This window comes from Nocardiopsis trehalosi NBRC 14201 (genome assembly GCF_001552555.1).
Classification (GTDB): Bacteria; Actinomycetota; Actinomycetes; order Streptosporangiales; family Streptosporangiaceae; genus Nocardiopsis_B; species Nocardiopsis_B trehalosi.
Genome location: NZ_BCRK01000031.1, coordinates 1 through 25,978, shown reverse-complemented (window position 1 = coordinate 25,978; position 25,978 = coordinate 1). Strand labels below are relative to the sequence as shown.

The window sequence follows — 25,978 nt, the reverse complement described above, 5'->3', positions numbered from 1 at the left end:
CGTGGGCGGTGCCGGGTGGCGGGGTGGCGGCCATTGATGGTGCTCGACCACGGGGTCGGCGTGCGGTGCGGCCTCGGCGGTGCGGCGGGTGGGCGCGGCGTCTCGGGTTCGAGGCACTTCGTCGGTGGGCGTGGCGGGGCGGCGGTGGCCTCCTTGGTGCGGGCGGCGGTCCGGACGGGGTGGCCGGAGTGGGCCCGGTGGCCGTTGGCCCGCTGCTGGGCGGTGCTCCCGGGGCGGTTGCCGTCCCGGCGGCGGTACTACCGGCCCTCTCGGTGTCCTGGTGGTGCGGGCGGGCCGGGTGGCGGGGTGGCGGCCGTCGATGGATTTCGATCACGGTGCCGGCGTGCGGGACGGCCTCGCATCCGATGTGGTGACCGTGGGGACGTGCGGGCGGCCGGGATCACCGGTTGGGCTCTCCCCCGGCGGCGCCGGGGTCCGGGGTCCGGGTGGTCAGTTCGCCCGCTGTTCGGGCGGTGCTCCCCAAATCGGGCGCCATTCCTGCGGCGGTCCGCCGGAGCGGTGGCAGCGCTGGGCGGGTCGGACGTGGAGGTGACGGTGGGCCGGGGTCCGCCGACCTGCGGGGAGGCGGCGTGCTCGCTCGGGCGGCCCTGTGCGCGGGGTCGCCGGGGCTGCGGCGGTCGCAGTGGTGCGTGCGGCGCGGCCCGCTCGGGTGACGGGAGCGGCGGGGGCCGGGGTGGTGGTCACGGTGGTCTCGTTCTTCACAGTGGTGGTGTGCGGGCAAGGCCCACGTTCGCACGGATAGCGGTCAGGGTGTGACCGCTATCCGCACGGGTGGAAGATCCTGGCTGCCGGCGCCCCGTCTTGACGCGGGCCGACCGCGACGGTGCGCCTGCCGCCCCGGCAGCTCCGGTGATCACCGGAGCGGCGCCACCGTCGCACGTCTCCCTCCCCCGGCGCGGCTCCGCCGTACACGGACGGCCGCGACCGGACCGCCGACCGGTTGTGTCAACCGGGCGGCCCTCGCGGAGGGTCTGAGGCCCGCGGTCCTCCGCCGCGCCGTCGAGGGCGCGGCAGCTCCCCCGCCCCGGAGGGGGACCAGGGCGCGCCGGGGCGTGCGCGGCGGTGACGCGGCGCAGGCGGGCGCTAGGGTCGGGTGCGTCGAACAGCGGGCGGCGCGGTGTTCGAACGCGCCGCGGCGGCCGGGTGCGCCCCGGGTGATCGTGGAGGCGGGTGCGGGTGGTGGATGCGGGTCGGGGCGGCGCGTCGCCGCGGGTGGTGGAGGCGGTCGAGGAGTACCTGGTGGCGCGGGCCGCGGGCAAGCCGTCGCCGCACACGCTGGCGGCCTACCGCCGCGACCTGGAGGGGGTGCTGCGGTGCGCGGCGCGGGTGCTGGGCGAGGACCCCGGCCGGGTGCGGCTGGCCCAGGTCGACGGGGCGGTGCTGCGGCGGGCGTTCGCGGAGTTCGCGGCGGAGCGGGCGGCCTCCAGCGTCGTACGGGCGTGGTCGACCTGGAACGGGTTCTTCGGGTTCTGGGTGGCCGAGGGGGCCGTGGAGGGCAACCCGATGCCGGCCGTGCGCCGGCCCCGGCTGTCGCCGTCCCAGCCCAAGCCGCTGATGGGCGAGGACACCCCCGAGCGGCTGCTGGAGGCGCTGGCGGCGGGGTGCCGGCGGGCCCGCGACCCCTGGCCCGAGCGCGACATGGCGGTGCTGGCGCTGGCCCTGCTGACCGGGCTGCGGTCGGCGGAGATGCTGTCGCTGCGGGTGGAGGCGATCAGCGGGCGCCCCGGTGAGCGGCGGGTGCGGGTGGTGGGCAAGGGCGGGCTGACCCGGTCGCTGCCGATCGAGCCGCCGCTGGAGGCCCTGGTCGACGCCTACCTGCGCACCCGCGCGATCCGCTTCGGCGCGGCCCCCAAGGGAGGCGACGCGCTGCTGGTGGACAACCGGGGCGCGCCCCTGCGGCGCGGCGGCCTGCAGTACCTGGTGCGCCAGTGCTACCGGCACGCGGGCGTCCACGACCGGGTCGCGCGGGGCACCCTGGTGCACGCGCTGCGCCACACCTTCGCCACCCGCCTGGCCGAGGACGGGGCCTCGGTCACCGAGATCATGCGGCTGCTGGGGCACACCTCCATCACCTCCTCCCAGTCCTACATCGACGTCACCGCCGCCGCGCAGCGCGAGGCGGCGCGCTCCAACCGGACGTATGCGGCGCTGCGGCGGCTGGCGCCGTCGGAGGCGGAACCGGCGGGCGGCTGAGGCGCGGCCGCCCCTGCGGGGGGCTACCCTGGCGCTCGTGCTGATCGTGTCGACGGTGAACGTGAACGGGTTGCGCGCCGCGGCGCGCAAGGGCTTCCGGGCGTGGCTGGCCGCCACCGAGGCCGACGTGGTGTGCCTGCAGGAGACCCGGTGCGAACCGGGGCAGGTCGAGGCGGGGGTGCTGGACGCGCCGGGCTGGCACGTCCTCCTGGCGCCCGCCGCCGCCAAGGGGCGCGCCGGGGTGGCGGTGTACACGAGGGCCGAGCCGTCGGCGCGGCGCATCGGGTTCGACGCCGCCGAGTTCACCGACGCCGGCCGCTACGCCGAGGTGGACCTGGACGGGGTGACGGTGGCCTCGCTGTACCTGCCCTCGGGCGAGGTGGGCACCGAGCGCCAGGCGGAGAAGGAGCGGTTCCTGGACGCGTTCCTGCCCTACCTGGTGCGGCGGCGCGCCGAGGTCGAGGCGGCGGGCCGGGAGCTGGTGGTGTGCGGTGACTGGAACATCGCGCACACCGAGGCCGACCTGCGCAACTGGAGGGCGAACACCAAGAAATCCGGATTCCTCCCCATGGAACGGGCGTGGATGGGGCGCGTTCTCGGCGAAGCCGGGTATGTGGATGTGGTGCGGTCGCTGCTGCCGGACCGGGACGGCCCCTACACCTGGTGGTCCTACCGCGGACGGGCGTTCGACAACGACACCGGATGGCGGATCGACTACCAGGTCGCCACCCCCGGCCTGGCGGCGCGCGCCAAGAACGCGCGCGTGGAGCGTGCGCCGGCCCACGACCAGCGGTGGTCCGACCACGCACCGGTGACCGTGGAATACGGGACCAGGTGAGGCCGCGCGGCGAGGCTCCGCGCGGCACCAGGAGCAGACGAGGCGGGTTATGAGCGTTCCGATCGTGTTGGTCCACGGGCTGCGGGTGTCGGGGAGCATGTGGCGCCCCCAGGTGGAGGCCCTGCGCGAACAGGGCCGGCGGGTCTCGGCCCCCGACCTGCCCGGCCACGGGTCGCGCCGGGGCGAGGAGTTCACCATGGTCGGCGCCGTGGAGGCCGTGCGCGACGCCGTCGACGGCGTCGGCGGGCGCGCCCTGGTCGTCGGCCACAGCATGGGCGGGTTCGCGTCCATCGCCACGGCCGCCGCCTACCCCGACCGGGTCCGCGGACTGGTCGCGGCCAGCTGCACCGCCCGCCCCGCCCAGGCACTGGCGCAGGTCTACCGCATCCCCGCGGTCCTGCTGAACCGCCTGCCCGACAAGGGCCAGGCCGTCAACGAGCGCTTCCACCGGCTCACCCTGCGCGCCGAGGGCGCCGCCGAGGCCGTCCTCGACGGCGGACTGGCCATGGAGGCCGCGCGGGCGGTCATCGACGAGATCACCGAGATGGAGGTACTCGGCGCGCTGGCCGACTACCCCGGCCCGGTCTGGCTGGTCAACGGGGCACGCGACCACTTCCGCATCCACGAGAAGCGGTTCCAGGACGCCTGCGTCGACGGGCGGCTGCTCAACCTGCCGCGCGCCGGGCACATGGTGACCCTGGACCAGCCCGACAACTTCACCAAGATCGTCGCCGACGCCGCCGACGTGGTCGCGGCGCGCGCCGGCGTCCCGGTGGGCCCGCAGGGCTCCCCCGAGGTCGACGAACCCGCCCCCGTGCGCCTGGAGACCACCGAGGGCCCCGCCGAGGGCCCGCCCTCCCCCGCCTGAGGACCCCCGCCCGCCCGCCCCCCGCACCGGGGGTGGGCGGGCCCACACCCCGCCCCGGTTCCCGCCGCCGGCCGGCGTTCCTAGACTCGGGGCCGTGATGATCCTCGCCGACGCGCTGCTGTTCGACATGGACGGGACCCTCATCGACTCCGGGCCGGTGGTCGAGGAGTGCTGGGCCGCGTGGGCCCGGGAGTACCGCATCGGAGCCGACCGGCTGTCGGGGGTGCTCGCGCACGGCGTCCCGGCCCGGCAGATGATCGCCCGGCTGCTGCCGGCCGACGAGGTCGACGCGGCCCTGGCGCGCATCGAGGCCCTGGAGATCGAGCGGGCCGACGGCCTGGAGGTGCTGCCCGGCACCCGCGAACTGCTGGCGGTGCTGCCCGACGACGGGTGGGCGGTCGTGACCTCCTGCACCCGCCCGCTGGCCGAGGCCCGGCTCAAGGCGGTGGGGCTGGACGCCCCGGTGCTGGTGTGCGCCGACGACGTCGAACACGGCAAGCCCGACCCCGCCCCCTACCTGCTGGGCGCCCGGCTCGTGGGGGTCGCGCCCCAGCGGTGCGCGGTGTTCGAGGACGCCCCCGCCGGTCTGGCCGCCGGACGGGCCGCGGGCGCGCGCACCGTCGCGGTGGCCACCACCGCGGCGGCGGCCGACCTGGACGCCGACGCGGTCGTCGCCGACCTGTCGGCGGTGGAGGTCGGACCGGCCCCCGCCGACGGTGCCCGCTTCGCCGTGCACGCCTCCCCCACCCTGCGCTGACCCCGCCGGCGCCCCGGGGTGCTCGTCACACGAGGGTGAGGGGGCGATGGCCGTCCCGCGCCAGGCGCGCGGGGTGTGCGCCCTCTTCGGCCGCGACCGCTCCTCGCGCATGCGGGCGAGGGCCCCGGTGGCGGCCGCACGCGGGTCCGCGAGGCCGTCGGGCACGGGGGGGGCGGTCAGGACGGGGCTCCGCTCGTCGTGGACCAGCCCAAGGACCGCCGTCGGTGCCGCCCGGCATGTAGCGGTCCACGGCGGGGCCGGTGCGCACCGCGTGGTGCGTCCACACGACGCCGTGGTCGATGTCCATTCGCAGGCCGTGGACGAGCCCGGCGGGAAGCGGGAGCGGGCGCGGGTGCGCCGTGGGTCCCCTCGCTCGGGTGCGGATCGGCGCGGACCTCGGGGCGCCCGGTGGCGGCCGGCCGTGCGCGGGCCCGTTGGCCCGGCGGCCGGGTCAGGGGCGGGGCGGGGTGTGCCGGGCGGCGTGGGCGCGGAACCAGTCGAGCATGAAGCGGTGCGCGGCGATGCCGTAGTCCAGCGCGGCGCGCTGGTGGGCGGCGACGTCGCGGTGCTCCTCGGGCAGGTCGGCGGTGTCCAGGCGCGCGTCCAGGGCCGTGAGCGCGGCGAGGTCGGCCTCGATACGCCCGGTGATGCGGTGCAGCACCGGGGCGCGCTCTGCCGGTTCGAGCAGGCCGAGGAAGTACAGGCGCGCCAGGGCCGCCGTCTCCAGGTCGGGGCCGGCCGGTTCGGCCGCCATCCAGGCGCGGAACTCCGCGCGGCCGTCGTCGGTCACCCGGTACACCTTGCGGCCCCGCCCGCCGGGCTCGACGCTGGCGACCTCGATCGCCCCCCGGGCGAGCAGGGTGTCCAGCGCGCGCCGGATGCTGCCGGAGCTGGCGCTGTAGAAGAGGGCGACGCCGGACTCGAACGCCTTGATGAGGTCGTAGAAGCTCTGCGGGGCGATCAGCAGCAGACCGAGGATCACGTGGGCCATCCGGCGAGTCTAGACCGGTTGACCCCCATAGACATGTCTAGTAGACATATCGCGTCCGGTCGCCCCCGCAGAAGGCCCCCACATGACCACCCCACGCACCCACCCCGCCAACAACGCCCCCGCCGACCTCGACGCTCGCCTCACCACCCTCCTGCACCGCCTCGTCACCCGCCCCGGCATCCACCACGCCACCCTCGCCGCCGCCGACGACACCCACCACTGGTCCGCCGCCGCCGGTCCCGCCGACGACCACCCGCCCCACCCCGACACCCCCTTCTTCATCGCCAGCGTCACCAAGCGGTTCATCATCACCCTCCTCCTCCAAGCCCACGAGCGCCGCGAGCTCGACCTCGACACCCCCATCACCGCCTACCTGCCCGCAGACACCACCACCGGCCTGCACGTCCTCGACGGCACCGACCACACCCCCGCCATCACCGTCCGCCACCTCGCGAGCCACACCTCCGGCCTGCCCGACCAGTTCGAGAAGCGCAGCGGCGGCCCCAGCCTCTACGACCACCTCGCCACCGGCCGCGACACCGCCTGGACCTTCGACGACACCCTCCACACCACCCGCCAACGGCAGCGCCCGCACTTCCCGCCCCAAGACCTCACCGCACCCCGCCAGAAGGCCCGCTACTCCGACACCGGCTTCCAACTCCTCATCCGCATCCTGCAGGCCACCACCGGCCGCACCTTCCCCGAACTGCTCACCGAACGGATCACCACCCCGCTCGGCCTCACCCGCACCTGGCTGCCCGGCCACACCCCACCCGACCCCACCACCCCCGAACCCACCCCCCTGCACGCCCGGCGGCGCCCCGTCCACCTGCCCGCCCTCACCGCCTCCACCAACGACCTCTACAGCACCACCGGCGACCTCATCACCTTCCAGCGCGCCCTGCTCGCCGGCGACCTCCACGACGACCCCCGCACCCTCCACGCCCTCACCGAACGCCGCAACCGGCTCCGCAACATCCCCGTCCTGCACTACGGACTGGGCACCATGTCCATCACCCTCGGCCGGCTCGCCACAGCGGGGCGCCGCCCCCTCACCCTCACCGGCCACTCCGGGGCCACCGGCACCTGGCTCTTCCACTGCCCCGAACTCCGCCTCCACCTCGCCGGCACCGTCGACCAGACCCGCGGCCAGGCCCTCCCCTTCCGCACCATGGCCCGCGTCATCGACGCCTGGCGCCGCTGACAACCCGCCCCGCCCCGCCCCACGCTCAACGGCCCGCGGGCTCGGGGCGGCGCTCCCCCCGCTGCGGCGCCCGCCCCGCGGCCGGAGCCGGGGCCCGGTGCACCAGGGCGACCGCCACCGCACACACCCCCATCCCCACCAGCGCCGGCACCGTCACCGCGTCACCGAACATCACCGCCGCCCACAGCAGCGTCGCCGGCGGCGTCAGGTACAGCAGCGCCGACACCCGCGCCACACCACTGCGCGCCAGCACCGCCCAGTACAGCCCGTAACCGCCGAGCGTGGACAGCACCACCACCCACACCACCGCACCCCAGAACCCCGGATCGGCCGGCGGGGCCAGCGTCCCCGTCACCGCCGCCACCCCCGTGAACAGCACCGCGCTCACCCCGCACTGCACCGCCAGCGCCGCCACGATCCCCGCCCCAGGCCGGGTGCGCCGCTCCAGCAGCGTCGCCGCGACCAGGCTCAGCATCGCGGCCAGCGGCAGCGCATACGCCCACCCGGGGGCCGCACCCCCCGCCCGCAGATCCCCCGCCACCACCAGGGCCACACCCGCCACCCCCAAAGCCAGCCCCGCGTACTGGCGGCCCGTCGCCCGCTCCCCCAGCACCGGCGCCGCCAACGCGGTCGCCGCCACCGGCTGCAGCGCCGCTATCAGCGCACTCGTCCCCGCCGGCACCCCGTACCCGGCGGCGGCCACCACCCCGTACAGGTACCCCGCCTGCGCCAGCGCCCCGATCACCGCGTGCAGCACCAGGTCGCGGACGCCGACGCGGCGCCGCCGCCACACCAGCCAGGCGCCCAGCAGGGCCGCCACCACGAGGAAGCGCCACACCAGCAGCGTCGTGGCGGGGGCGGCGCGGGTGCCCAGTTCGGCGCCGATGAATCCGGAGCTCCACATCACGACCAGGCCCGCTCCGAGCAGGGCCATCGCGGTTCGGGGGCGGGGCGTGCGCATGGGCGGACTCCTCCTGCGAGTGCGGATACCGGGACCAACCGGCCGTTCACCCCGTAGGTAACCACACCGGTCGGTATACTCGCAGTGCACCCACCCCACCGAAAGGCACCCATGGCACCCGCCACCACCGAACCCCGCCTCACCCCCGCCGCCCGCCGCGTCCTCGACACCGCCGCCCACCTCTTCTACACACGCGGCATCACCACCGTCGGCATGGACCTCATCGCCGACGAGGCCGGCGTCACCAAGAAGACCATCTACGACCGCTTCGGCTCCAAGCAGAACCTCGTCACCGCCTACCTGCGCGCCCGCGACCACCGCTGGCGCCACCACCTCACCACCCGCCTCGACGCCGCCGGCCCCGACCCCCGCGCCCGCATCCTCGCCACCTACGACGCCCTGCACGCCTGGACCCGCGCCGAGAACACCCGCGGCTGCGCCATGGTCAACGCCTACGCCGAACTCTCCGACCCCGACCACCCCGGCCGCCGCGTCGCCGAAGAGCAGAAGACCTGGCTGCACGCCCTCTACACCCGCCTCCTCGCCGACGCCGCCCTCCCCGCCGCCCACGCCGACACCCTCCTGATCCTGCACGAGGGCGCCGTCACCGCCGCCGCCGTCGCCGCCCTGCCCGACGCCGCGCTCACCGCCCGCGACGCCGCCGACCGCCTCCTGGGTACGACCCCACCGTGACCGCGCGCCGCCCCGGCCGCCCCCGCCCCCCACCGACAGGAGCCCACCCCGCCGTGATGGCCCCCTCCCACGCCGCCACCGGCCTGCTCGCCGGCGTCCTGGCCACCGCCGCCCTCTCCCCGCTCACCCCCGCCGGCCCCCTCGACTACACCGCGGCGGCCGCCATCGGCGCCGGAGCCGCCCTCCTCCCCGACATCGACCACCCCCGCTCCACCGCCACCCGCTCCCAGGGCCCCCTCACCGCCGCCCTGTCCTGGCTCGCCCGCCGCGCCTCCGCCGCCGTCCACCACCGCACCCGCACCGCCGCCGACGCCGCCACCGACGGCATGCACCGCCACCTCTGGCACACCCCCGCCGCCGCGCTCGCCCTCGGCCTGGCCGCCGGCACCGCCGCGACCCTCAGCACCGCCGCCCTGGCCCTCATCACCTGGTTCACCACCGGCCTCGCCGTGCGCGGCCTCGCCCAGGCCCTGCCGCGCGGGGCCGACCGCGCCCGCCTCACCTCGTGGCCGGCGACCACCCTCATCGCCCTCGCCGCCACCGCCCTGCTCATCGGCTCCGGCGCCTCCCCCGGGCCCCTCGTCGGCGCGGTGCTCGCCCTCGGCATGATCGTGCACGTCCTCGGCGACGCCCTCACCCGCACGGCCGTCCCCCTGGCCTGGCCCTTCCGCGTCGGGGGCCGCCGCTGGGCCATGATCGGGCCGCCCCGCGCGCTGCGCTTCCGCACCGGAACCTGGCCCGAGTACGTCATCCGCTGGACCTGCCTCATCGCGGCCCCCGCTGTGGGGTTCCTCCTCGCCTGACCCGCCTCCCCCCGTGTCCGAGGCGGGAGCTGGCGGGCGAACCGGGTGTGCCCGTTGTTATGGGGGCTGGCGGCGGAGCCGCTCGTTTGGTCTTTGTTGTTGGAGGGGAAGACAGACCTTATCCCCCACCTTGACGGCGTAGATTTCTTAAGCGGGATTGCACGGGAGGGGGCGCTCGGCCGCGCTCCCGGCCAGGTGCCGCCCCGGCCCGCGCCACGGCGGCTCCCGCCCCCCCCCGCCCCTTGCCCTGCGGGACACCCGGACGGCGTTCCGCCTCCCCTCCCCCGCGCGTCATCCGGCGCCGGCGGCCGCCCTCCTCCCCCGTTGCGCGGTACCGCCGCCGCGACTCACAGCCAGTCGTGGGTGCGGGCGTAGCGGGCGGCCTCGTGGCGGGTGCGGGTCTGGGTCTTCTGCATCGCGTTGGACAGGTAGTTGCGCACCGTGCCCTGCGCCAGATGCAGCTGGCGCGCGATGTCGGCGACCGAGTACCCCTCCCCCGTCGCCCGCAGCACGTCGATCTCGCGGTCGGTCAGCGGGCAGTCGTCGACGACGGCGAGCGCCGAGACGTCCGGGTCGATCCACCGCTGCCCCTCGTGCAGCGCCGCGATGACCGACACGATGTGCCCCGGGTCCGCCGACTTGCTCACGAACCCCTGCACCCCCAGCTTGAGCGCCTTGCGCAGCACCCCCGGCCGGGCGTGCCGGGTCAGCATGAGCACCACCTGCTCCGGCCGCTCCCGGCGGATCTCCGCCACCGCCCCCAGCCCGTCCACCCCCGGCATCTCCAGGTCGATCACCAGCACATCGGGCCGGTGCTCCAGCGTGGCGAGCACGGCCGAGGCACCGTCGTGGGCCTCGGCGAGCACGGTGACGTCGCCCTCCAGCGGAAGCAGCGACGCCAGCGCCTTGCGCAGCAGGGCCTCGTCGTCGGCGAGCACCACGGTGGTCATCGGTCGTCCCTCCACGATCGCGGGTGCGGCGCCGACGACGGCTGCGGCAGCGCCGCCTCCGTCGTGAACCGCCCGTCCTTGCGTTCCACCGTCAGCTCGCCGCCGTCGCCCGCCACCCGCTCCCGCAGGGCCGCCAGCCCCCGCAGCCGCGGGGGCGGCCCGTCGCCGGCGCCGTCGTTGACGATGGTGATGCCCGACTCCGAGAGGGTGATCCGCACCTGCCCGGCCTGCGCGTGCCGCAGGATGTTCGTCGTCGTCTCCCGCAGGACCTGCCCCAGCAGCCCCTCCGCCCCGTCGCGCACCCCGGCGCGCCGCTCGACGCGCACGTCGATGCCCGCCGCGTCGAGCAGGTTGCGGGCGTTCTCCAGCTCCGCGGACAGGTTGAGCCGCCGCTGGGCGTAGGCCAGGTCCCGGGTCTGGGCGATGGTGTCGCCGAGCAGGTCGTAGATCTCGCCCAGCTCGGCCTCCGCCTGGTCGGCGTCGGCGCGCACCAGCCGGCGGGCCAGCGCGGTCTTCAGCTTCACCACGTGCAGCGTGTGGCCCTGGATGTCGTGCAGGTCGCCGGCGAAGCGGATGCGCTCCCGGGCGACCGCCAGGTCCGCCTCGCGCTCGCGCGCCTCCGCCAGTTCGGCGACGAGGCCGGAGAACGCCTGGTTCAGCGACGTGAGGACCACCCCCACCCCGCCGACGACCACGGCGGCCACGACGTACTGGAGCAGGTCGTCGACGAGGTCCCCGGGGAAGGCCACCAGTCGCACCACCACCACCGCCGCCGCGTAGGCGACCAGCCCCGCCGCCACCGCGCGCCCGTACCGGGGCAGTTGCAGCACGACGATGGTGCCCACGACGCCCAGGGCGTAGGAGGCCGTCGAGGTGTCCTGCGCCACCAGCACGCCCAGGAACCACACGGCGGCGGCGACGGCCAGGCAGGGGACCGCGAAGGCCAGGGACCGGTCGGTCGACCACCGCCCCACGGCCACCATGGTCGCCGCCAGCCCCGCCCCAAGGACGGCGGCCTCAGGCCAGGACTGGGCGTCGACGGCCAGCAGCAGCGAGCCCACGGCCGACACCGCCGCGGTCACGATGTTGAGGTTGAGGGCACGTAACCGCCCCTGGGTCTCCTCGGTGCGCTCCGACGTCACGTGCGTTGTCCACCCCTTCCCGGGTCTGCGGGACGCGCGACGCCCGGTCCCCGAGCGGCGCGGCGGGGCCGGGCGGCGGCGCCCCCAGTATTCTTCCCGCACCCGGCGGCCACCAGTGACACCGCGTCATGCCCGCACCCGCGCGAACGTCACGGTCGGACGGTGACGCGGCGGCACTGGTGGGCGGGTGCCATCGGCGGTGGGATCGGACCATGCTCGCGCACCGACATCCCACCGACCGCATGGGCCTGACGCTGCCCCAGCGGCTCTACCTGCTCGGCTACGACCCCGACCACGACCGGTTCGACCCGGTCAGCGCCCCCTACCGCGCCCAGCTGCTGGGCGCCGCGGCGCTGGCCGACCTGGCCGTCGGCGGGTGGCTGCACCCGCGCGGCGGCGCGGCCGTGCGCGCGGTCGCCCCGCCACCCGAGGACCCGTTGCTGTCCCGTGTGCTGGACCTGGTGTCCCCGCACGGGACGAGCCCGTGGATCACCACCCTCCACCGCGCGGCGGCGGCCGGGGCCGAGGCGGCGGTGCGCGACGGGCTGGCCGTGCTCGGGGAGGTCGCCGTGGACCGCGGCCGGTGGCTGGGCGTCGTGCCCACCCGCACGGTCACCCCGACCCGCCCCGAGCGGCTCGGCCGGCTGCGCGAGCGCACCCGCGGCGCGGTCCTGGCCGGGCGCGACGCGGCGGACGTCCCCCTGGAGGACGCGGCCCTGATCACGCTGGCGGCAGACGGCGACGTGTGGACCGTGCTCACCGCCGCCGAACGCCACCGGCACCGGGCGGCGCTCACCCCGTCCTGGACCGCTTCGACGCCGAGGTCCCCGGGCTCAGCCTGGCGGTCCGCACGGCCGTCACGGCCACCGGGCGCGGCTCCCCCCGCTGACCGGCCCGCCCACGCCCGCCCCACCCGGCCGGGCCGCGCCCCGGCCCGCCCCGGGAACACCCGACCGACGACACGAAGGAGGCCGCCGACATGGCGCCCCAGCACCCCGACCACCCCCGCCCCGAGGCGCCGGCCCGCACCCCCATCCGCCCCGGCTGGCCCGAGATCGCGGTCGGTCTGACCACCCTGGTCGCCACCACGCTCGCGCTGCTGTTCTTCGGCCCCCTGGGCCCGCTGGACCTCGACCCGGTCACCTACGGCCTGGTGGTGTCCGCCTGGTCGGGCATCGCGGGCCTGGCCGGCTTCGCGGCGGCCGTGCTGGTGCGCCGGCGCCCCCTCGCCGCCTTCGGCGTGCGCCGCACCACCTGGCGGTGGATGCTCGTCGGCGCCGCCGGCGGCGTGGTCGCCCTGGTCGCCAAGGGGGCGCTGACCTACGCCGTCACGGCGGTGACCGGGTACGGCTCCGACCCCCAGGGCGCGTACTACGACGCGGCGGGCGGCGGCGCGCTCGCCCTGGTCCTCACCGTGCTGTTCCTGTCGGTGGTCACGCCCATCGGCGAGGAGTTCCTGTTCCGGGGTGTCCTGACCAACGCCCTGCTGCGCTACGGGCCGGTCGTGGGCGTCGTCGGCGGGGCGGTGGTCTTCGCGCTGTTCCACGGCGTCAACATCGTCCTGCCCGCGGCCATCGTGGTGGGCCTCGTCGCGGGCGAGCTGATGCGGCGCAGCGGGTCGATCTGGCCCGCGGTGGCCGTGCACACCGTCAACAACCTGGCCCTGCCGCTGCTGGTGCTGTTCACCGGCGCCACGGGCCCCACGGGCTGACCCGCGCGCGGAGAGGGGGCGGCCGGCCCCCGCTGCCGGGCCGGCCGCGCCGGTGCGCCACGATGGCGCGGTGAGCTCCCACTACGAAGTCGTCTTCGACTGCGCCCTGGCCCCCGACACCCCGGCGGCGGTGCTGCACGCCCTGCGCTGGCACCTGGAGGAGGCGGCCGAACCGCCGGCCGGGACCGACCCCGGCGACCACGCCTACCCGCTGCTCGCGGCCGACCCGCACAGCCGCCTGCCCGGCGGCGACACCGCCGAGCTGCGGCGCCCCACCGGCGGTGGCCCCTGGGAGCTGCGCACCCGCAACCTGTGGCTCGACGACGACCTCGGCGCGCTCACCGACCTGCTCGACCTGATCGCCCCCTACGCCCAAGGCGTCCGGGTCGGTTTCCTGCGCGAGGTCGGCGCGGAGGAGACGACCGTGCTGACCGTCGGCGGCCCCCGGCCCTAGGCCTGCCCCGCCCCCTGCGGGCGGCGGCAGAATACGAGGGGTGCCCGTCATTGCCGCCCTCGCGGCGGCGCTCCCATACTGGCGGTCATGACAGGTCGCACCGATGTGCGCGAGGTCGTCTTCGCGGTCTACGACGACATGCAGCTCCTGGACCTCGCCGGGCCGCTGGACGTCTTCGACGCGGCCGCCAAGATCACCGGCGGCCGGTACCGGATGCGCACCGCCTCCCTGGGCGGCGCCCCCGTGGTGTGCTCCTCCGGGGTGCGCCTGGGCGTCGACGCCGACCTGGCCGCCCTCGACGGCCCGCTGCACACCCTGGTCGTCGTCGGCGGGTGGGGGTCGACGTCGACCGCCGCCACCCCGGGCCTGGCCGCGTGCGTCGCCGGCCTGGCCGGACGCGCGCAGCGGGTGGCGTCGGTGTGCACGGGCGCCTTCGTACTGGCGCAGGCGGGGCTGCTCGACGGGCGGCGGGCCACCACCCACTGGGCGTTCTGCGCCGACCTGGCGGCCGCCCACCCCCGCGTGGACGTGCGGCCCGACGCGATCTACGTCCGCGACGGGCCCGTGGTGACCGCCGCCGGGGTCAGCTCCGGCATCGACCTCGCCCTGGCGCTGATCGAGGACGACCACGGCGCCGACCTGGCGCGCACCATCGGGCGGTGGCTGGTGGTGTTCCTGCGCCGCCCCGGCGGCCAGTCCCAGTTCAGCGCGTGGACCCGCGCGGTCCCGGTCGGCGACCCCGCCCTGCGCCGGGTGGTCGAGCACATCGCCGCCCGACCCGACGCCGACCTGTCGGTGCCCGCCCTGGCCCGGCACGCCGCCCTGAGCGAACGGCACTTCGCCCGCCGCTTCACCCGCGAGGTCGGGACCAGCCCCGGCCGCTACGTCGAGCGGACGCGGGTGCGCGCCGCCCGAGCACTGCTGGAGAGCGGGAGCGCCGGCGTCGACGCGGTGGCGCGGCGCTGCGGGTTCGGCAGCGCCGAGACCATGCGGCGGGCGTTCCTGCGCGAGATCGGGGTACCCCCGGGCTCCTACCGGGACCGGTTCCGCGCCACCGGGACCACCGCGGACCGCTGACCCGCACCCGACGTTCCCACCGACACCACCGACGCCACCGACGCCACCGACGCCACGAGCAGAGGACCACCATGGACATCGCCTTCGCCCTGTACCCGGGCATGACCGCGCTCGACTTCATCGGCCCCCACGAGATGCTGGCCCACGTGCCCGGCGTCACCTCCCACTACCTGGCCGCGCGGCCGGGACCGGTGGCCTGCGACACCGGGCTGGAGATCACCGCGACCGCCGCCTTCGCCGACCTGCCGCGCCCCGACGTCATCGTGGTGCCGGGGTCGGGGCTGTGGGAGCAGGCCCTGGAGCGCGAGGACGCGCTCGTGGCGTGGCTGGCCGCCGCCCACCCCACCGCCACCTGGACCACGTCGGTGTGCACCGGCGCGACCCTGCTCGCCGCGGCGGGCATCCTCACCGACCGCCCCGCCACCACCCACTGGGCGGTGCGCGACCACCTCGCCGGGCAGGGCGCGCGGGTGAGCACCGACCGGGTGGTGATCGACGGCGACGTCATCACCGCCGCCGGGGTCTCCGCCGGCCTCGACATGGGCCTGGTGCTGGCCGCCCAGCTGTGGGGCGACCTGCGGGCGCAGAGCATCCAGCTGTTCGTGGAGTACGCGCCCCAGCCCCCGTTCTCCGCGGGCAGCCTGGAGACCGCACCTCCGGAGGTGGTGGCCGAACTGGGCCGGATGATGGCGGCGGACACCTGAGGGCCGCCCGGCCCCGCCGTCCCGGTCGGCCGCCTCAGGCGCCGCCGGGGCGGATGAGCCCGGAGTCGTAGGCGGCGACCACCGCCTGGGTGCGGTCGCGCACCCCCAGCTTGCCGAGGACGTGGGAGACGTGCGTCTTCACCGTCTGCACCCCCACGAACAACTCGGCGGCGATCTCGGCGTTGGACAGGCCCCGCGCCATGAGCCGCAGCGTCTCCGCCTCCCGCTCGGTGAGCGTGCCCACCGCGCCCGCCGGCCCGGTCGCCGGCGCGGCGTGGCGGGCCGCCAGCGCCCGGATGGCGGCGGGGAACAGCAGGGAGTCGCCGCGCGCCACCAGCCGCACCGCGGCGAGGATGTCGTCGGGGCGGCTGCGCTTGAGCAGGAAACCCGAGGCGCCCGCGCGCAGCGCCCCGTAGACGTGGTCGTCGTTCTCGAACGTCGTCAGCACCACCACCCGGGGCGGGTCGTCCAGGGCCGACAGCAGGGTCCGCGTCGCCTGGATGCCGTCCACGCCGGGCATGCGCACGTCCATCAGCACCACATCGGGGCGTGTGCGGCGCACCACGTCCAGCGCCCAGGCGCCGTCGCCCGCCTCGCCCACGACGGACAGGTCCGGTTCGGCGTCGATCAGCACCCGCAGCCCGGTGCGGATCAGCTCCTCGTCGTCGACCAGCACCACCGCCACCGCGTGCGCGCCCGTTTCCCCCATGAGGGGCAGCCTAGACGAGCCCGCCCCCCGCCCCGCACCCGGCGCCGGCGTCGGCCGCCGCCGCGCGGGCCCCGCCGCTCAGGCCACCACCCGCGCGGGGTCGTCCAGCCACACCGCCTGCCCGCCGGGGGTGACGGTCACCCCGAACCGGGTGTGGTCGGGCCGCCCGGCACCGTCCCACCACTGGTAGGCGGCCGCCAGCTCGTCGAACAGGCGGCGGGCGCCGTGCTGGCGGACGGGATGGGCGTCGGCGCCGGGCTCCACACGCCACGTCGCCCACGCCCCCGAGACGGGATCCATCAGGTGCACCGTGTACCGGCCCGACGCCGGGTCGTCCCCGTCGTGGACCAGCGTCGAGGTCATGCCGGGGACGCGCACCCCGATGGCGAAGGGCGCCGAGAAGTCGCCCACCGGCTCATAGGGGTGCAGACGGGTGGTCGACGCGGCCGCGCCGTGGTCGGGGCGGACCCGTTCCTCCACCGACCCGTGCGGGGGGCGCTGGTCGCGCACCCACATGAACGCGGTGTCGCCCCCGAAGCGGCCGCGCGCCGTCCCGTCGGCCAGCACGCGCAGCCGCAGCAGCGCCCCGCTGTGGAAGGCCGTCGCTCACGGGGTGACGACGCGCCCGCCGGGCGCCGTCTGCGCCACCCACGCGTAGGGGACGCGGTGCACGGCGGCCGTGGACACCACCCGGTCGTAGGGCGCGCCGGGCGCATGGCCCCGGGTGCCGTCGCCGGTGACCACCTCGACCGGCCACCCGGCGGCGTTCAGGGCGGCGCGCGCCCGCTGCGCCAGACCGGGGTCGATCTCCACCGTGGTGGTGGCGGCGGCGCCGACGCGCCAGGCGATCAGCGCCGCGTTGAACCCGGTGCCGGTGCCGATCTCCAGGACGCGGTGGCCGGGGCGCAGGTGCGCGGCGTCGAGCATGAGGGCGACGGTGGTCGGCATGGAGGCCGAGGAGGTGACGTAGCCGCGCCCGCTGCCGTCGCCGTCGTCGAGCTGGACGGCGAGGGGTTCGTCGGCGTAGCAGGCGGCCAGCCAGGCATCGGGGTCGTGGCGGCGGTGGAGTGCGACCGGGCGGCCGCCGCGGCGCACCCACACGGTGTCGGGGATGAAGGCGTGCCGGGGCACGGCCAGGAACGCGGCCCGCCAGGCCGGGGGCATCGCCTCGGCCAGGCGGGCACGCGGCCCCTCGGTGTCGCGCACTAGCCCTCGTCGTCCCTCTCGTGCCGGCCCCCGCCGCTGCCGCCGTCGTCGGGGGTGGGCGGAGGCGGCGGCGCGTCCTTCTGCCCGTCCCAGCGGGACGGGTCGTCGTGCTTTCCCATTCTGGTCTCCTCTGTCCGGGGCGCGGTTGCGGAATGGCGGAACGCCCCGGGAGATCCCCGATCGTGGGATCGCGGGCTCACGCCGGCGGCCAGGAGATGGTGGCGTGCAGGCGCCAGCGGCCGTCGGCGGTGCCGGCGTCCAGGGTGCCGCCGAGCAGGCGGACGCGCTCGCGCATCCCGCGCAGCCCCCGGCCGCCCGAAGCCCGGCGGCGGGCCGGGCCGCTCGGGTTGGTGATCTCCACCTCCAGGCGGTCCGCGCCCACGTCCAGGCGCAGCGCGATGGGCACCCGCCCGCCGTGCCGCAGCGCGTTGGTCAACCCCTCCTGGCAGATGCGGTAGGTCTCCCGCGAGACCACCCCGGGCACCGCCGCGACGTCGCCGCTCACCCGGGCGTCGAGGTCGGCGCCGATCGCCCGCGTGGCGTCGAGCAGGTGGTCCAGGTCGCCCAGGGAGCGCTGGGGCCCGGTGGCGCCGTTGCGCTCCTCGCGCAGCAGCCCCAGGACGTGGTCGAGTTCGCCGGTGGCGGTGCGCGCCTGCGCGGCGATCGCCTCCAGGGCGGCGCGGGCGAACGCCGGGTCGGTGTCGATGACCCGGGCGGCCGCGCCCGCCTGCAGCGCCACCACCGACAGCGCGTGGCCGATGGAGTCGTGCAGTTCGCGGGCCAGCCGGTTGCGCTCCGCCAGGTTCTCGGCGCGGTCCTGGGCGGCGGCCAGCCGCTCGGCCGCCGACGGGCCCAGCAGCAGCGGGGCCAGTCGCGCCAGGCCCGCCCCGCACAGGCCCATCAACGCGATCAGGGCCAGCAGGACGGCGAGCCCGTTGAACGGGGCGAGCAGCCGGCGCGGCACGTCGAGCGCGCCGGTGCCCGTCAGGTGCAGCAGCCCGCCGGTGGACGAGGACGCCTCGCCGGTGAGCGCGGCCAGGGCCAGGCCCGCCGATTCGGTCAGCCCGACCATGGTCGCCAGGCACGCCAGGAACCCCACCAGCAGGTGCAGGAGCAGCCACACCCCCGTGCGCGCCCGGGAGCGGGCGGTGGCGGCCTCGGCCACCGGTTCGCCGGCGATCGGGCCGCCCAGCAGGGTGCGGGTGAGGTGGCCCTCCAGGGTGCGGGCGCCGGGTACCCAGGCGGTGGCGCCGATCAGCAGGACCGCGACCGGCGCCGCGACCAGGGTCAGCGGAAGGGAGGCGTCGGGGGAGACGGCCTCCCCGTCGCCGAGGACGAGGGTCGCCAGCACCGCCCCGGCCAGCAGGTAGGGCAGGGCCACGGCCCCGCCCAGTACCAGGTACACCCAGCGGGTGTAGGTGAGGGGGCTCCACAGCGGGGACAGCACACGAAGGATCGGCGACACGCCTCGATCCTGGCACGCGCCCCCGGTGCCCCACCTCCCCCGCCGGAGGGAGCCCGCCGGGGGGTCGCCGCGCCGCCCTCGGGGCGGGCTCGGGTCGGAGGTCGCGGCGGTCGGAATGAGCGGCGGATGACGTGGCCGAATAACCGTCGGGCACGGCGATCGGGCACCCGTTCACCAATTCTCCTGCCGGGTCCGCCGTTTCCGAAAGTGAACTCCGGGCATGACGTAGCGAGACGCGGCCGCCAGGAGATCCGGACGGGATTCCCATCGAACGGGAAACACCACCGAAAATCGGTCGAAAATGGCTGGTGAGGACGCACGCGCCCATCCCTCGCCGACACCGCACATCGCCGATCGCCGCAGGCGGGCCATTGGCGTCATTCGATCGCGCCCTCGACACAGCCCCTCGAAACGGAAGGACGGCCAATGGCCACCCCCAAACCCGCGGTCCTCGGCGGCACCCCCGTAGTGGATGTACTGAACCAACCTGAATGGCCCTATTCCGGGCCCATCGAGTCCGCCGCCCTGGCCGAGATCACGGACAGCGGACAATGGGTCGGCTTCGGCCACATTCCAGCGAAATGGCGGGCCATCCTCGAACAAGTGGTCGCCGACGGCACCGGCTACCCCTACGCCGTGGGGCAGCCCAACGGCACCCTGGGCATCGCCGCCGGCTTCCGCGCGCAGCTGCACACCCGCGACCCCGCGTGGGCCACCGGACGCTCCGAAGTCCTGGTCCCCACCCTCACCCACGCCTCCGCCAACCAGGGCGTCCTCCACGGCATCGCCACCAAGCTCGGCCGGGCACCCGACCTCGTCCCCGTCGACTGCCGCAGAGACGGCACCATGGACGCCGACGTCGTCGCCGCCTACCTCCACGCCAACGCCGACCGCGTACTCGGGGTGATGCCCGCCACCATGTACGGCAACTTCGGCGCACTGGACCGGATCTGCGCCCTCGCCGACCAGTACGACGTCATGGTCCACCACGACAACGCACTCGGCGGCGCCGCCCGATACGACGGCGCGAAGGCACCCACCGCGTCCCTGTCCGCCCAGGGCGAGGGCAAGGCCACCCCCTCCTGCGAGGGCGGCGCCCTCACCTGCGCCGACGCCGAGACCGCCGCCGTCGCCCGCGCCGACTCCGACTGCGGCCTCTGGCCGACGCGCTACGACCCCATCCCCCACCGCGACGCCGACCCCCTCGCGGCCGGCAACCAGCGCATGGGGGAGCAACCGGCCGCACTGATGCTCGTGCAATGGCTGCGGGCCCTGCACGACCGCCTCATCGTCCGCGAGAACCGGCGGATCATCACCGAAGCGGTGAGCGCGGGCGACGACGTATCGCCCACGCCCTGGCTGTGGGTGCCGCCGACCGACGCCGAATACCCGCCCTTCTTCTGCCTTTTCATGGAATGCCTGGATTCCATGGAGGAGGAGGTCGGCATATCGCCGGAGGACCTGCGGGTCGCCCTCATCGCCGAAGGCATCTGGGCCGAAGCCGGATACGCCCCCACCCACATGGACCCCGCGTGGGCCCCGGTCGTCGCCGACCGCGGCCTTTCCTACGACGGCGCCCGCAGGGTGCATGAAAGGGCGGTGTTCGTCCACAACAAGTACATGCGGCACCCGGATTTCGCCGACTGGATGCGGGAGATCCTGCTCCGCGTGCGCCGCCACGCCCACGAAGTGCGGGGGGCGGCCGAACGCGCCGGGGAACGGCGGAAATACACCAACCCCATCAACCGGCGCCATCGCGCCCATACCTGAAAGGCCGCGATGCCCGGCACGACGATAACCGGCAGCACCACCACCGTCCATATCGCCTTCGCGGCCAACGGAGTGATGTACGCGGCCCTCGTCAGCCGCGTACCGGCCCTGGGCGCCGAACTCGACCTGTCCACCGCCGAACTCGGCATGCTCCTGCTATGGCTCTCCGCCGGCGCCGTGTCCGGACTCCCCGCCGCCGGCCTGCTGGTCCAGCGCCTCGGCGGGAGCCGGGGCGTCACCGCCGGCGTCTCCCTCGCCGCGGCGGGCCTGCTGCTGCTCGCCACCGGCCTGGGGACCGCCTCCTGGCCCGTCTCCGCCACCGCCCTCTTCCTCATCGGGCTGGGCATGGGGCTGTGGGAGGTCAGCATGAACGTCGTCGGCTCCCGCATCGCCCACCTCATGGGCAGCGACGACCTGCTCCCGCGCCTGCACGCCACCCTCAGCCTGGGCACCGTGGTCGGCGCCCTCCTCGGCGCCCTCCTGGCGGGCGCGTCGATCCCGCTGACCGTCCAGAACCTGGTCATGGTCGGCCTCCTGGCCGTGATGGCCTCCCTGCTCGGCCGGGCCGCCGCCGACGACCCCGAGGCACCCGACGCCGACGGCGACACCCGCACCCCGGGAGCCGTCCTGCTGGCCTCCTGGCGTGAACCGCGCACCCTCCTCATCGGCGCCTGCGTCCTCGGCTTCGCCTTCACCGAGGGAACGGCCAACGAATGGATGGCGTACGTGCTGGTCGACGGCTACGGCGCCGCCGAGCACACGGGCGCCCTGGCGTTCGCCGCCTTCGTCGCCGCGATGACGGCCGGGCGCCTCACCGGGGGCGTGCTCGTCACCCGCTTCGGCCGCGCCGCCGTCCTGCGCGCCTCCGTCGGGCTCGCCCTGTGCGGCGTCCTCGTCGTCGCCTTCGGCGGCACGGTCGCCTGGGCCCTCGCCGGAGCGCTGCTGTGGGGGTTGGGCGCCGCCATGGGGTTCCCCGTCGGCATCGCGGCGGCCGCCGACGACCCCGCCCGAGCCGCCGCGCGGGTGTCGGTCAGCAGTTCGCTGGGCTACGCCGCCTTCCTGGGCGGCCCGCCCGTGCTGGGGCTGCTCGGCGGCGTCTACGGCAGCCGGCAGGCGATCCTGGTCGTCTGCGCGGCCCTGCTGCTGGCCTTCCTCACAGCGGGCGCCACCCGGCGGAAGGCCGCCCGGCCCTAGACAGCGGCCGGCACGGCGCCGCGAACGCGTCCCCCCGGTCCACCGCTCCCGTGGCACCGCCCGGCCGCCCGGCGGCGGCGGGCCGGGGGCCGGGGGATGTCGGGGGCGGCACGGCCCGGCACCGAATCGGTGAATACGCCCCGCTCAGCGACATCGGGGCGCTACGTTCGAACCGGCGACCGCCCCCCGGACGTCGCGCCCCCGACCCGGGGCGGCCGGGAGCGGTCCGGTGCCCGCGGCCCGTGCGCCGCCCCACCCGGGCGGGCGGGGCCCCGGCACCCGCACCCGCCGAGGAGGGGACACGGACATGGACGCGCGCGCGGAACTCATGGCGGCACTGGAGAACGGTGAGGTGACCGACGCCCAGGCCTACCTGGCGCTGAAGCCCTTGTGGCGCGAGGAGCGGCTGCCCCTGCCGCCCGGCCGCCCCCGCCGGCACTACCTGCTGGCCCGCGAGGAGCTGAAGGCGGCGGTCCTGGGCGGGCTGCTGTCGGAGGACGAGGCCCGGGCGGCGCTGTACCCGCCGCGCACCCACGCGCTGCGCCCGCCCGCGCCCTGACCCCTGCCCCGCCGACCCGAACGCGCCTCAGCCGGGGCGCGCGGCGCCGCGCAGGGCGGCGGCAAGGTCGGCGCGCAGCCCGTCGTGGCGCGGCCCGAGGCGGTGGGCGGCGGCGCCGCGCTCACCGCCGTAGAGCCACACCGGCCCGCGCCGACGCTCCTCCGGCTCCCAGGCGTAGCGGGCGTGCACGTGGCCGTGCGGGCGCGGCAGCGCGTTGCCGAGGACCTCCAGGTTGATCCGGGCGAACGCCGGGTCGCGGCGCCGGCACACCCCGGCCACCGCCGCGCCCAGCAGCGCCAGGTCCGCCAGGAACGCCACCTGTTCGGCGCGCGGCAGGTCGAGGAGCTGCTCGGCGCCGCCGTCGTGGAGCAGGACGCAGTAGCCCGGCAGGTGCTGGGTGTCGCCGATGACCGCCCATCCCGTGCTCAGCCGGGCGAGCACGGTGGGGTTGGTCCCGGCGCGGGCGGCGGCCACGCGGTCGTGCGTCCAGTCCGGTGCGGCGTGCATGCGGCCCCCCGCCGTCGTCGGGTTGTGTTGGGACGGGTGTCGGCGCGGGGCCACGTTAGCGGGTGATCCATCATTGCAATTCTGGAACGGCCACCTTGACGGCGTAGATTTCCTCGACCGGGATTGCATGCGGACCGGCGGCGGAGCGCCCCCGCACCGCCCCGCCGCCGGTCCGCGCATCGCCGTACGGTCCCTCCCCCACCCGCCCGGCCGGGACCGCGCACGCCACCCCTCCCCCTCCGCAGCGGAGCGGTGGCGTCGCTCACGTTCTCCCCCGGCGCGGGGGCCGCGGGCGGGACCGCCGCCCCCACCGTCTAGGCTCGATGGGCGTGACCTCGCACGACACCCCGCCCACCGAGGCGGCCACCCCCACTCCCCGACTGGCGCCCGGCCTGCGCCGCCGCCACATGGCCATGATCGCCATCGGCGGTTCGGTCGGCGCCGGGCTGTTCATCGGCTCCGGCGCCGTCATCCACGCCGCCGGGCCCGCCGCCCTCGTCTCCTACGCCATCGCCGGCGTCCTGGTGCTGCTCACCCTGCGCGCCCTGGGCGAGATGGTGGTGGCGCAACCCGCCGCGGGTTCGTTCTCCGACTACGCGCGCATCGCGCTGGGCCCCCGCGCGGGGTTCGCCATCGGGTGGCTCTACTGGTGGATGTACGCCGTGCTCGTGGCGGCCGAGGCGGTGGCCGGCGCGGCGATCCTCGCGGCGTGGGTGCCGGCCCCGGGCTGGCTGCTGTCGCTGCTGCTCCTGGTGGCCATGACCGCCGCCAACCTGGTGTCGGTGCGCGCCTTCGGCGAGACCGAGACCCTGTTCTCCCTCATCAAGGTCGCCACCATCGTGGCGTTCCTGGTGCTGGGCGGGCTGTTCGCCCTGGGCCTGTGGCCGGGCGCCGACGGGCCGACCGTGGCCAACCTGTGGCAGCACGGCGGGTTCGCCCCCAACGGGTGGACGGCGGTGTTCGCCGCGACCGTCGTGGTGCTGTTCTCCTTCGGCGGGGTGGAGATCGTGACCATCGCCGCCGGGGAGACCGACGAGCCCGAGCGGGGCGTCGCCCGCGCGACGACGAACGTGCTGTGGCGCATCGCCCTGTTCTACGTCGCCTCGATCCTGGTGGTCGTGGCGGTGCTGCCGTGGGACACCGCCGAACTGCTGGAGAGCCCGTTCGTGTCGGTCATGGAGACCGTGGGGGTGCCGGCGGCGCCGCTCATCATGCAGGTGGTGGTGTTCGTCGCGGTGCTCAGCGTCCTCAACGCCGCCATGTACACCTCCTCGCGGATGCTGCACGTGCTGACCCGGCAGGGCGACGCCCCGGCGGCGCTGGCGCGGGTGAGCCGGCGCGGCGTGCCGGCCCGCGCCATCCTGCTGGGCACGGTGGTGGGCTACGCGTCGGTGGTGGGCAACTACCTGTGGCCGACCACGGTGTTCGCGTTCCTGGTCGCCTCCATCGGGGCGATCCTGCTGGTGCTGTTCCTGACGATCGTGGTGTCCCAGCTGGTGCTGGGGCGGCGGCTGCGCCGGGAGGCCCCTGAGCGCCTGACCTTCCGCATGTGGGGGTTCCCCTACCTGAGCTGGGCGACGCTGGCGGGCCTGGTCGCGGTGCCGGTGGCGATGGCGTTCCTGCCCGACCAGCGGGGCCCCCTGCTGGCGACGCTGGCCGCGGTGGCCGTGGTCCTGGCCGCCTACGAGGTGCGCCGCCGGGTGGGCCGCACCCCGGTCAGCGACCGCCCCCTGGACCTCGGCCGCGACTGAGCCCGCCACCGGTGCCCGCCCACCCCCCGGGGGGGTGGGCGGGCACCGGCGTTCCGGGGACGCGCCCGAAGCGGCGCTGCTACGATCTGCTGCGGCCCGTCACCGAGCGTCACCGAAGGGGTTTCGGGGCGTCCGCGCGGCGGGCCGCAGCCGACCGCGCGCGGCCCGTCCCGGGCCGCGCCGCCCCCCGAACAACGAGGTGATGATGGGCCCGACCCCCCTGTGCATCGGCGCCGTGGTCCCGCGGACCGGGCGGCTGTCCCGGTTGGGCGACCCGCTGGCGTTCGTGATCGACCGGTCCGCCGCGGGGCAGGCGTCCGTGCGCGGCGCCGACGGCCGGCTCCGCCCGCTGCGCTTCGCCGTGCGCGACAGCCGCTCCGACCCCGCCCACGCCCGCGAGGCGGTGCGCGGGCTGGTGGCCGAGGACGGCGCCGACATCGTGGTCGCCATGGCCGGCACCCGGGTGCTGCCCGCCGTGGTCGGCACCTGCGAGGAGCTGCGGGTGCCGTGCCTGTCGACCACGTTCCCCTGGCAGGCGTTCGCGCGCGGGCGGGCCGCGGCGGCCGACGGCCCGTTCCCGTGGAGCCACCACTTCGCGTGGGGGCTCGACGACATCGCCGAGGTGTTCGCCGAGATGTGGGGCCTGCTGGGCCCGGGCCGGACCGTCGGCTGCCTGTGGAACGACGACCTCCAGGGCCGGCTGCTGCGCGAGGTGTTCGCGCCGACCGCCCGGGAGCGGGGCCACACCCTGGTCGATCCGGGCGGCTACGCCGAACCCGCCACCGACCTGAGCGCCCACGTCGACCGCATCCTGCGCGGCGGGGCCGACGTGGTCACCAGCGCGGCGACGGCCGACGACCTCGCCCTGTTCATCGCGCAGGCGCGCGCCGCCGGGCTGCGGCCGCGGCTGCTGACGTGCTCGCGGTGGCTGGCCTACCCGCACACCCACGCGGGGGCCGAGCTGAGCCGGGCCCGGGTGGCCACCCTGGTGTACTGGACGCCGCGCCACCCCTTCCGGTCCTCCCTGGACGGCACGACCGCCGCCGAGCTCGCCACCGCCTACGAGGCGGCCACCGGCACGCCCTGGCTGCAGCCGCTGGGCCTGGCCTGCGCCCTGGTGGAGGTCGCCCACCACGCGCTGGCGTCGGCCGAGGACCCCGGCGACCGGGCGTCGGTCGCCGCGGCGCTGAGCCGGACCCGCCTGGCGACCATGGCGGGCACGCTCGACTTCACCCGCGGCCCCGCCCCGGGCATCGCCCGGGTCCCGTTGGCGGGCGGCCAGTGGCACCCCACCCGCGACGGCCACGCCCTGGAGGTCGTCACCAACACCGCCGTGCCGGAGGTGGCGGTCACCGCCGACCTGGCGCCCGCCACCTGAGCCGCGGCCCCGGGGCGTCCGGTCCGCGCGGTGCGGCGGCGACGGGCGGGCCCGCCTCGGGCGCCGGGGCGG

General features: G+C 76.3%; 26 protein-coding genes. 17 read left to right on the top strand and 9 right to left on the bottom strand.

The genetic code is table 11. The features are described 5' to 3' along the window. Nucleotides 1–1,197: 1,197 nt before the first annotated feature. The 4 genes from NT8_RS08440 to NT8_RS08425 all read left to right on the top strand — a co-directional run bounded on the left by NT8_RS08440 (nucleotide 1,198) and on the right by NT8_RS08425 (nucleotide 4,677). Complete coding sequence (locus NT8_RS08440; protein ID WP_245646087.1) at nucleotides 1,198–2,214, top strand: tyrosine-type recombinase/integrase; 1,017 nt, start codon at nucleotides 1,198–1,200, stop codon at nucleotides 2,212–2,214. A 43-nt stretch (nucleotides 2,215–2,257) separates the two neighbouring features. Next, a complete protein-coding gene (locus NT8_RS08435; protein ID WP_067966051.1) occupies nucleotides 2,258–3,052 on the top strand; it encodes an exodeoxyribonuclease III in 795 nt (264 codons plus the stop codon). A 49-nt stretch (nucleotides 3,053–3,101) separates the two neighbouring features. Beyond that, complete coding sequence (locus tag NT8_RS08430; protein WP_084468756.1) at nucleotides 3,102–3,920, top strand: alpha/beta fold hydrolase; 819 nt, start codon at nucleotides 3,102–3,104, stop codon at nucleotides 3,918–3,920. Nucleotides 3,921–4,017: 97 nt separating this feature from the next. Then, entirely contained in the window at nucleotides 4,018–4,677 is a 660-nt protein-coding gene (locus NT8_RS08425) for an HAD-IA family hydrolase (protein ID WP_157515613.1), read from the top strand. 451 nt (nucleotides 4,678–5,128) lie between these two features. Here NT8_RS08425 and NT8_RS08420 read toward each other — a convergent pair whose 3' ends face one another. Continuing rightward, entirely contained in the window at nucleotides 5,129–5,668 is a 540-nt protein-coding gene (locus NT8_RS08420) for a PadR family transcriptional regulator (protein WP_067966010.1), read from the bottom strand. A gap of 82 nt (nucleotides 5,669–5,750) precedes the next feature. Between NT8_RS08420 and NT8_RS08415 the strand changes: the two genes are divergently transcribed. Then, the gene (locus NT8_RS08415) at nucleotides 5,751–6,872 is read left to right on the top strand and encodes a serine hydrolase domain-containing protein (RefSeq protein WP_067966008.1); all 1,122 of its coding nucleotides are present in this window, start codon (nucleotides 5,751–5,753) and stop codon (nucleotides 6,870–6,872) included. A gap of 25 nt (nucleotides 6,873–6,897) precedes the next feature. On the opposite strand, the gene NT8_RS08410 is transcribed toward NT8_RS08415, so the two are convergent. After that, entirely contained in the window at nucleotides 6,898–7,833 is a 936-nt protein-coding gene (locus NT8_RS08410) for a DMT family transporter (RefSeq protein ID WP_067966006.1), read from the bottom strand. Nucleotides 7,834–7,944: 111 nt separating this feature from the next. Here NT8_RS08410 and NT8_RS08405 point away from each other — a divergent pair, with 111 nt between their 5' ends. Both NT8_RS08405 and NT8_RS08400 read left to right on the top strand, forming a co-directional pair. After that, the gene (locus tag NT8_RS08405) at nucleotides 7,945–8,526 is read left to right on the top strand and encodes a TetR/AcrR family transcriptional regulator (protein ID WP_067966004.1); all 582 of its coding nucleotides are present in this window, start codon (nucleotides 7,945–7,947) and stop codon (nucleotides 8,524–8,526) included. Between the two features lie 56 nt (nucleotides 8,527–8,582). Then, entirely contained in the window at nucleotides 8,583–9,329 is a 747-nt protein-coding gene (locus NT8_RS08400; protein WP_067966002.1) for a metal-dependent hydrolase, read from the top strand. Between the two features lie 347 nt (nucleotides 9,330–9,676). Here NT8_RS08400 and NT8_RS08395 read toward each other — a convergent pair whose 3' ends face one another. Further along, on the bottom strand, nucleotides 9,677–10,279 hold the full coding sequence (locus tag NT8_RS08395) for a response regulator transcription factor (RefSeq protein ID WP_067966000.1): 603 nt from the start codon (nucleotides 10,277–10,279) through the stop codon (nucleotides 9,677–9,679). Beyond that, nucleotides 10,276–11,421, bottom strand: a complete 1,146-nt coding sequence (locus tag NT8_RS08390) for a sensor histidine kinase (protein WP_067965998.1) — start codon at nucleotides 11,419–11,421, stop codon at nucleotides 10,276–10,278. Before NT8_RS08390 ends, NT8_RS08395 begins: the two co-directional genes overlap by 4 nt. Nucleotides 11,422–11,633: 212 nt before the next feature. Here NT8_RS08390 and NT8_RS08385 point away from each other — a divergent pair, with 212 nt between their 5' ends. The 5 genes from NT8_RS08385 to NT8_RS08365 all read left to right on the top strand — a co-directional run bounded on the left by NT8_RS08385 (nucleotide 11,634) and on the right by NT8_RS08365 (nucleotide 15,367). Then, nucleotides 11,634–12,491, top strand: coding sequence for a GPP34 family phosphoprotein (locus tag NT8_RS08385; RefSeq protein WP_245646086.1), 858 nt, complete (start codon nucleotides 11,634–11,636; stop codon nucleotides 12,489–12,491). Continuing rightward, nucleotides 12,401–13,132, top strand: coding sequence for a CPBP family intramembrane glutamic endopeptidase (locus NT8_RS08380; RefSeq protein ID WP_067965996.1), 732 nt, complete (start codon nucleotides 12,401–12,403; stop codon nucleotides 13,130–13,132). The genes NT8_RS08385 and NT8_RS08380 overlap by 91 nt, the downstream gene beginning before the upstream one ends. 70 nt (nucleotides 13,133–13,202) lie before the next feature. Then, the gene (locus NT8_RS08375) at nucleotides 13,203–13,586 is read left to right on the top strand and encodes a hypothetical protein (protein ID WP_067965995.1); all 384 of its coding nucleotides are present in this window, start codon (nucleotides 13,203–13,205) and stop codon (nucleotides 13,584–13,586) included. A gap of 87 nt (nucleotides 13,587–13,673) precedes the next feature. After that, nucleotides 13,674–14,663: a GlxA family transcriptional regulator gene (locus tag NT8_RS08370; RefSeq protein WP_067965994.1), complete on the top strand. Its 990-nt coding sequence runs from the start codon at nucleotides 13,674–13,676 to the stop codon at nucleotides 14,661–14,663. A 71-nt stretch (nucleotides 14,664–14,734) separates the two neighbouring features. After that, nucleotides 14,735–15,367 carry a DJ-1/PfpI family protein gene (locus NT8_RS08365; protein ID WP_067965993.1) on the top strand — a complete coding sequence of 211 codons (633 nt, stop codon included), beginning with the start codon at nucleotides 14,735–14,737 and terminating at the stop codon, nucleotides 15,365–15,367. 34 nt (nucleotides 15,368–15,401) lie between these two features. On the opposite strand, the gene NT8_RS08360 is transcribed toward NT8_RS08365, so the two are convergent. The 4 genes from NT8_RS08360 to NT8_RS08350 all read right to left on the bottom strand — a co-directional run bounded on the left by NT8_RS08360 (nucleotide 15,402) and on the right by NT8_RS08350 (nucleotide 18,747). Next, complete coding sequence (locus NT8_RS08360; RefSeq protein ID WP_067965992.1) at nucleotides 15,402–16,076, bottom strand: response regulator; 675 nt, start codon at nucleotides 16,074–16,076, stop codon at nucleotides 15,402–15,404. Between the two features lie 78 nt (nucleotides 16,077–16,154). Next, nucleotides 16,155–16,643: a hypothetical protein gene (locus NT8_RS31445; RefSeq protein WP_369406291.1), complete on the bottom strand. Its 489-nt coding sequence runs from the start codon at nucleotides 16,641–16,643 to the stop codon at nucleotides 16,155–16,157. A 39-nt stretch (nucleotides 16,644–16,682) separates the two neighbouring features. Continuing rightward, nucleotides 16,683–17,282, bottom strand: coding sequence for a methyltransferase domain-containing protein (locus tag NT8_RS31440; protein ID WP_369406290.1), 600 nt, complete (start codon nucleotides 17,280–17,282; stop codon nucleotides 16,683–16,685). Nucleotides 17,283–17,478: 196 nt separating this feature from the next. After that, complete coding sequence (locus tag NT8_RS08350; protein WP_084468755.1) at nucleotides 17,479–18,747, bottom strand: sensor histidine kinase; 1,269 nt, start codon at nucleotides 18,745–18,747, stop codon at nucleotides 17,479–17,481. 426 nt (nucleotides 18,748–19,173) lie between these two features. Here NT8_RS08350 and NT8_RS08345 point away from each other — a divergent pair, with 426 nt between their 5' ends. The 3 genes from NT8_RS08345 (at nucleotide 19,174) to NT8_RS08335 (ending at nucleotide 22,270) form a co-directional block, all read left to right on the top strand. After that, on the top strand, nucleotides 19,174–20,517 hold the full coding sequence (locus NT8_RS08345; RefSeq protein WP_084468754.1) for a DegT/DnrJ/EryC1/StrS family aminotransferase: 1,344 nt from the start codon (nucleotides 19,174–19,176) through the stop codon (nucleotides 20,515–20,517). 9 nt (nucleotides 20,518–20,526) lie between these two features. Beyond that, on the top strand, nucleotides 20,527–21,711 hold the full coding sequence (locus NT8_RS08340) for an MFS transporter (RefSeq protein WP_084468753.1): 1,185 nt from the start codon (nucleotides 20,527–20,529) through the stop codon (nucleotides 21,709–21,711). Nucleotides 21,712–22,018: 307 nt separating this feature from the next. After that, nucleotides 22,019–22,270, top strand: coding sequence for a hypothetical protein (locus NT8_RS08335; protein WP_245646085.1), 252 nt, complete (start codon nucleotides 22,019–22,021; stop codon nucleotides 22,268–22,270). Between the two features lie 27 nt (nucleotides 22,271–22,297). On the opposite strand, the gene NT8_RS08330 is transcribed toward NT8_RS08335, so the two are convergent. After that, nucleotides 22,298–22,777 carry an HIT family hydrolase gene (locus tag NT8_RS08330; RefSeq protein ID WP_067965985.1) on the bottom strand — a complete coding sequence of 160 codons (480 nt, stop codon included), beginning with the start codon at nucleotides 22,775–22,777 and terminating at the stop codon, nucleotides 22,298–22,300. A gap of 407 nt (nucleotides 22,778–23,184) precedes the next feature. On the opposite strand from NT8_RS08330, the gene NT8_RS08325 reads away from it, so the two are divergent. Together NT8_RS08325 and NT8_RS08320 are read left to right on the top strand one after the other, a co-directional pair. Then, on the top strand, nucleotides 23,185–24,528 hold the full coding sequence (locus NT8_RS08325; protein WP_067966046.1) for an amino acid permease: 1,344 nt from the start codon (nucleotides 23,185–23,187) through the stop codon (nucleotides 24,526–24,528). 202 nt (nucleotides 24,529–24,730) lie between these two features. Continuing rightward, nucleotides 24,731–25,906 (top strand): ABC transporter substrate-binding protein, encoded by a 1,176-nt coding sequence (locus NT8_RS08320; protein WP_157515609.1) that lies wholly within the window; start codon nucleotides 24,731–24,733, stop codon nucleotides 25,904–25,906. Nucleotides 25,907–25,978 lie beyond the last annotated feature (72 nt).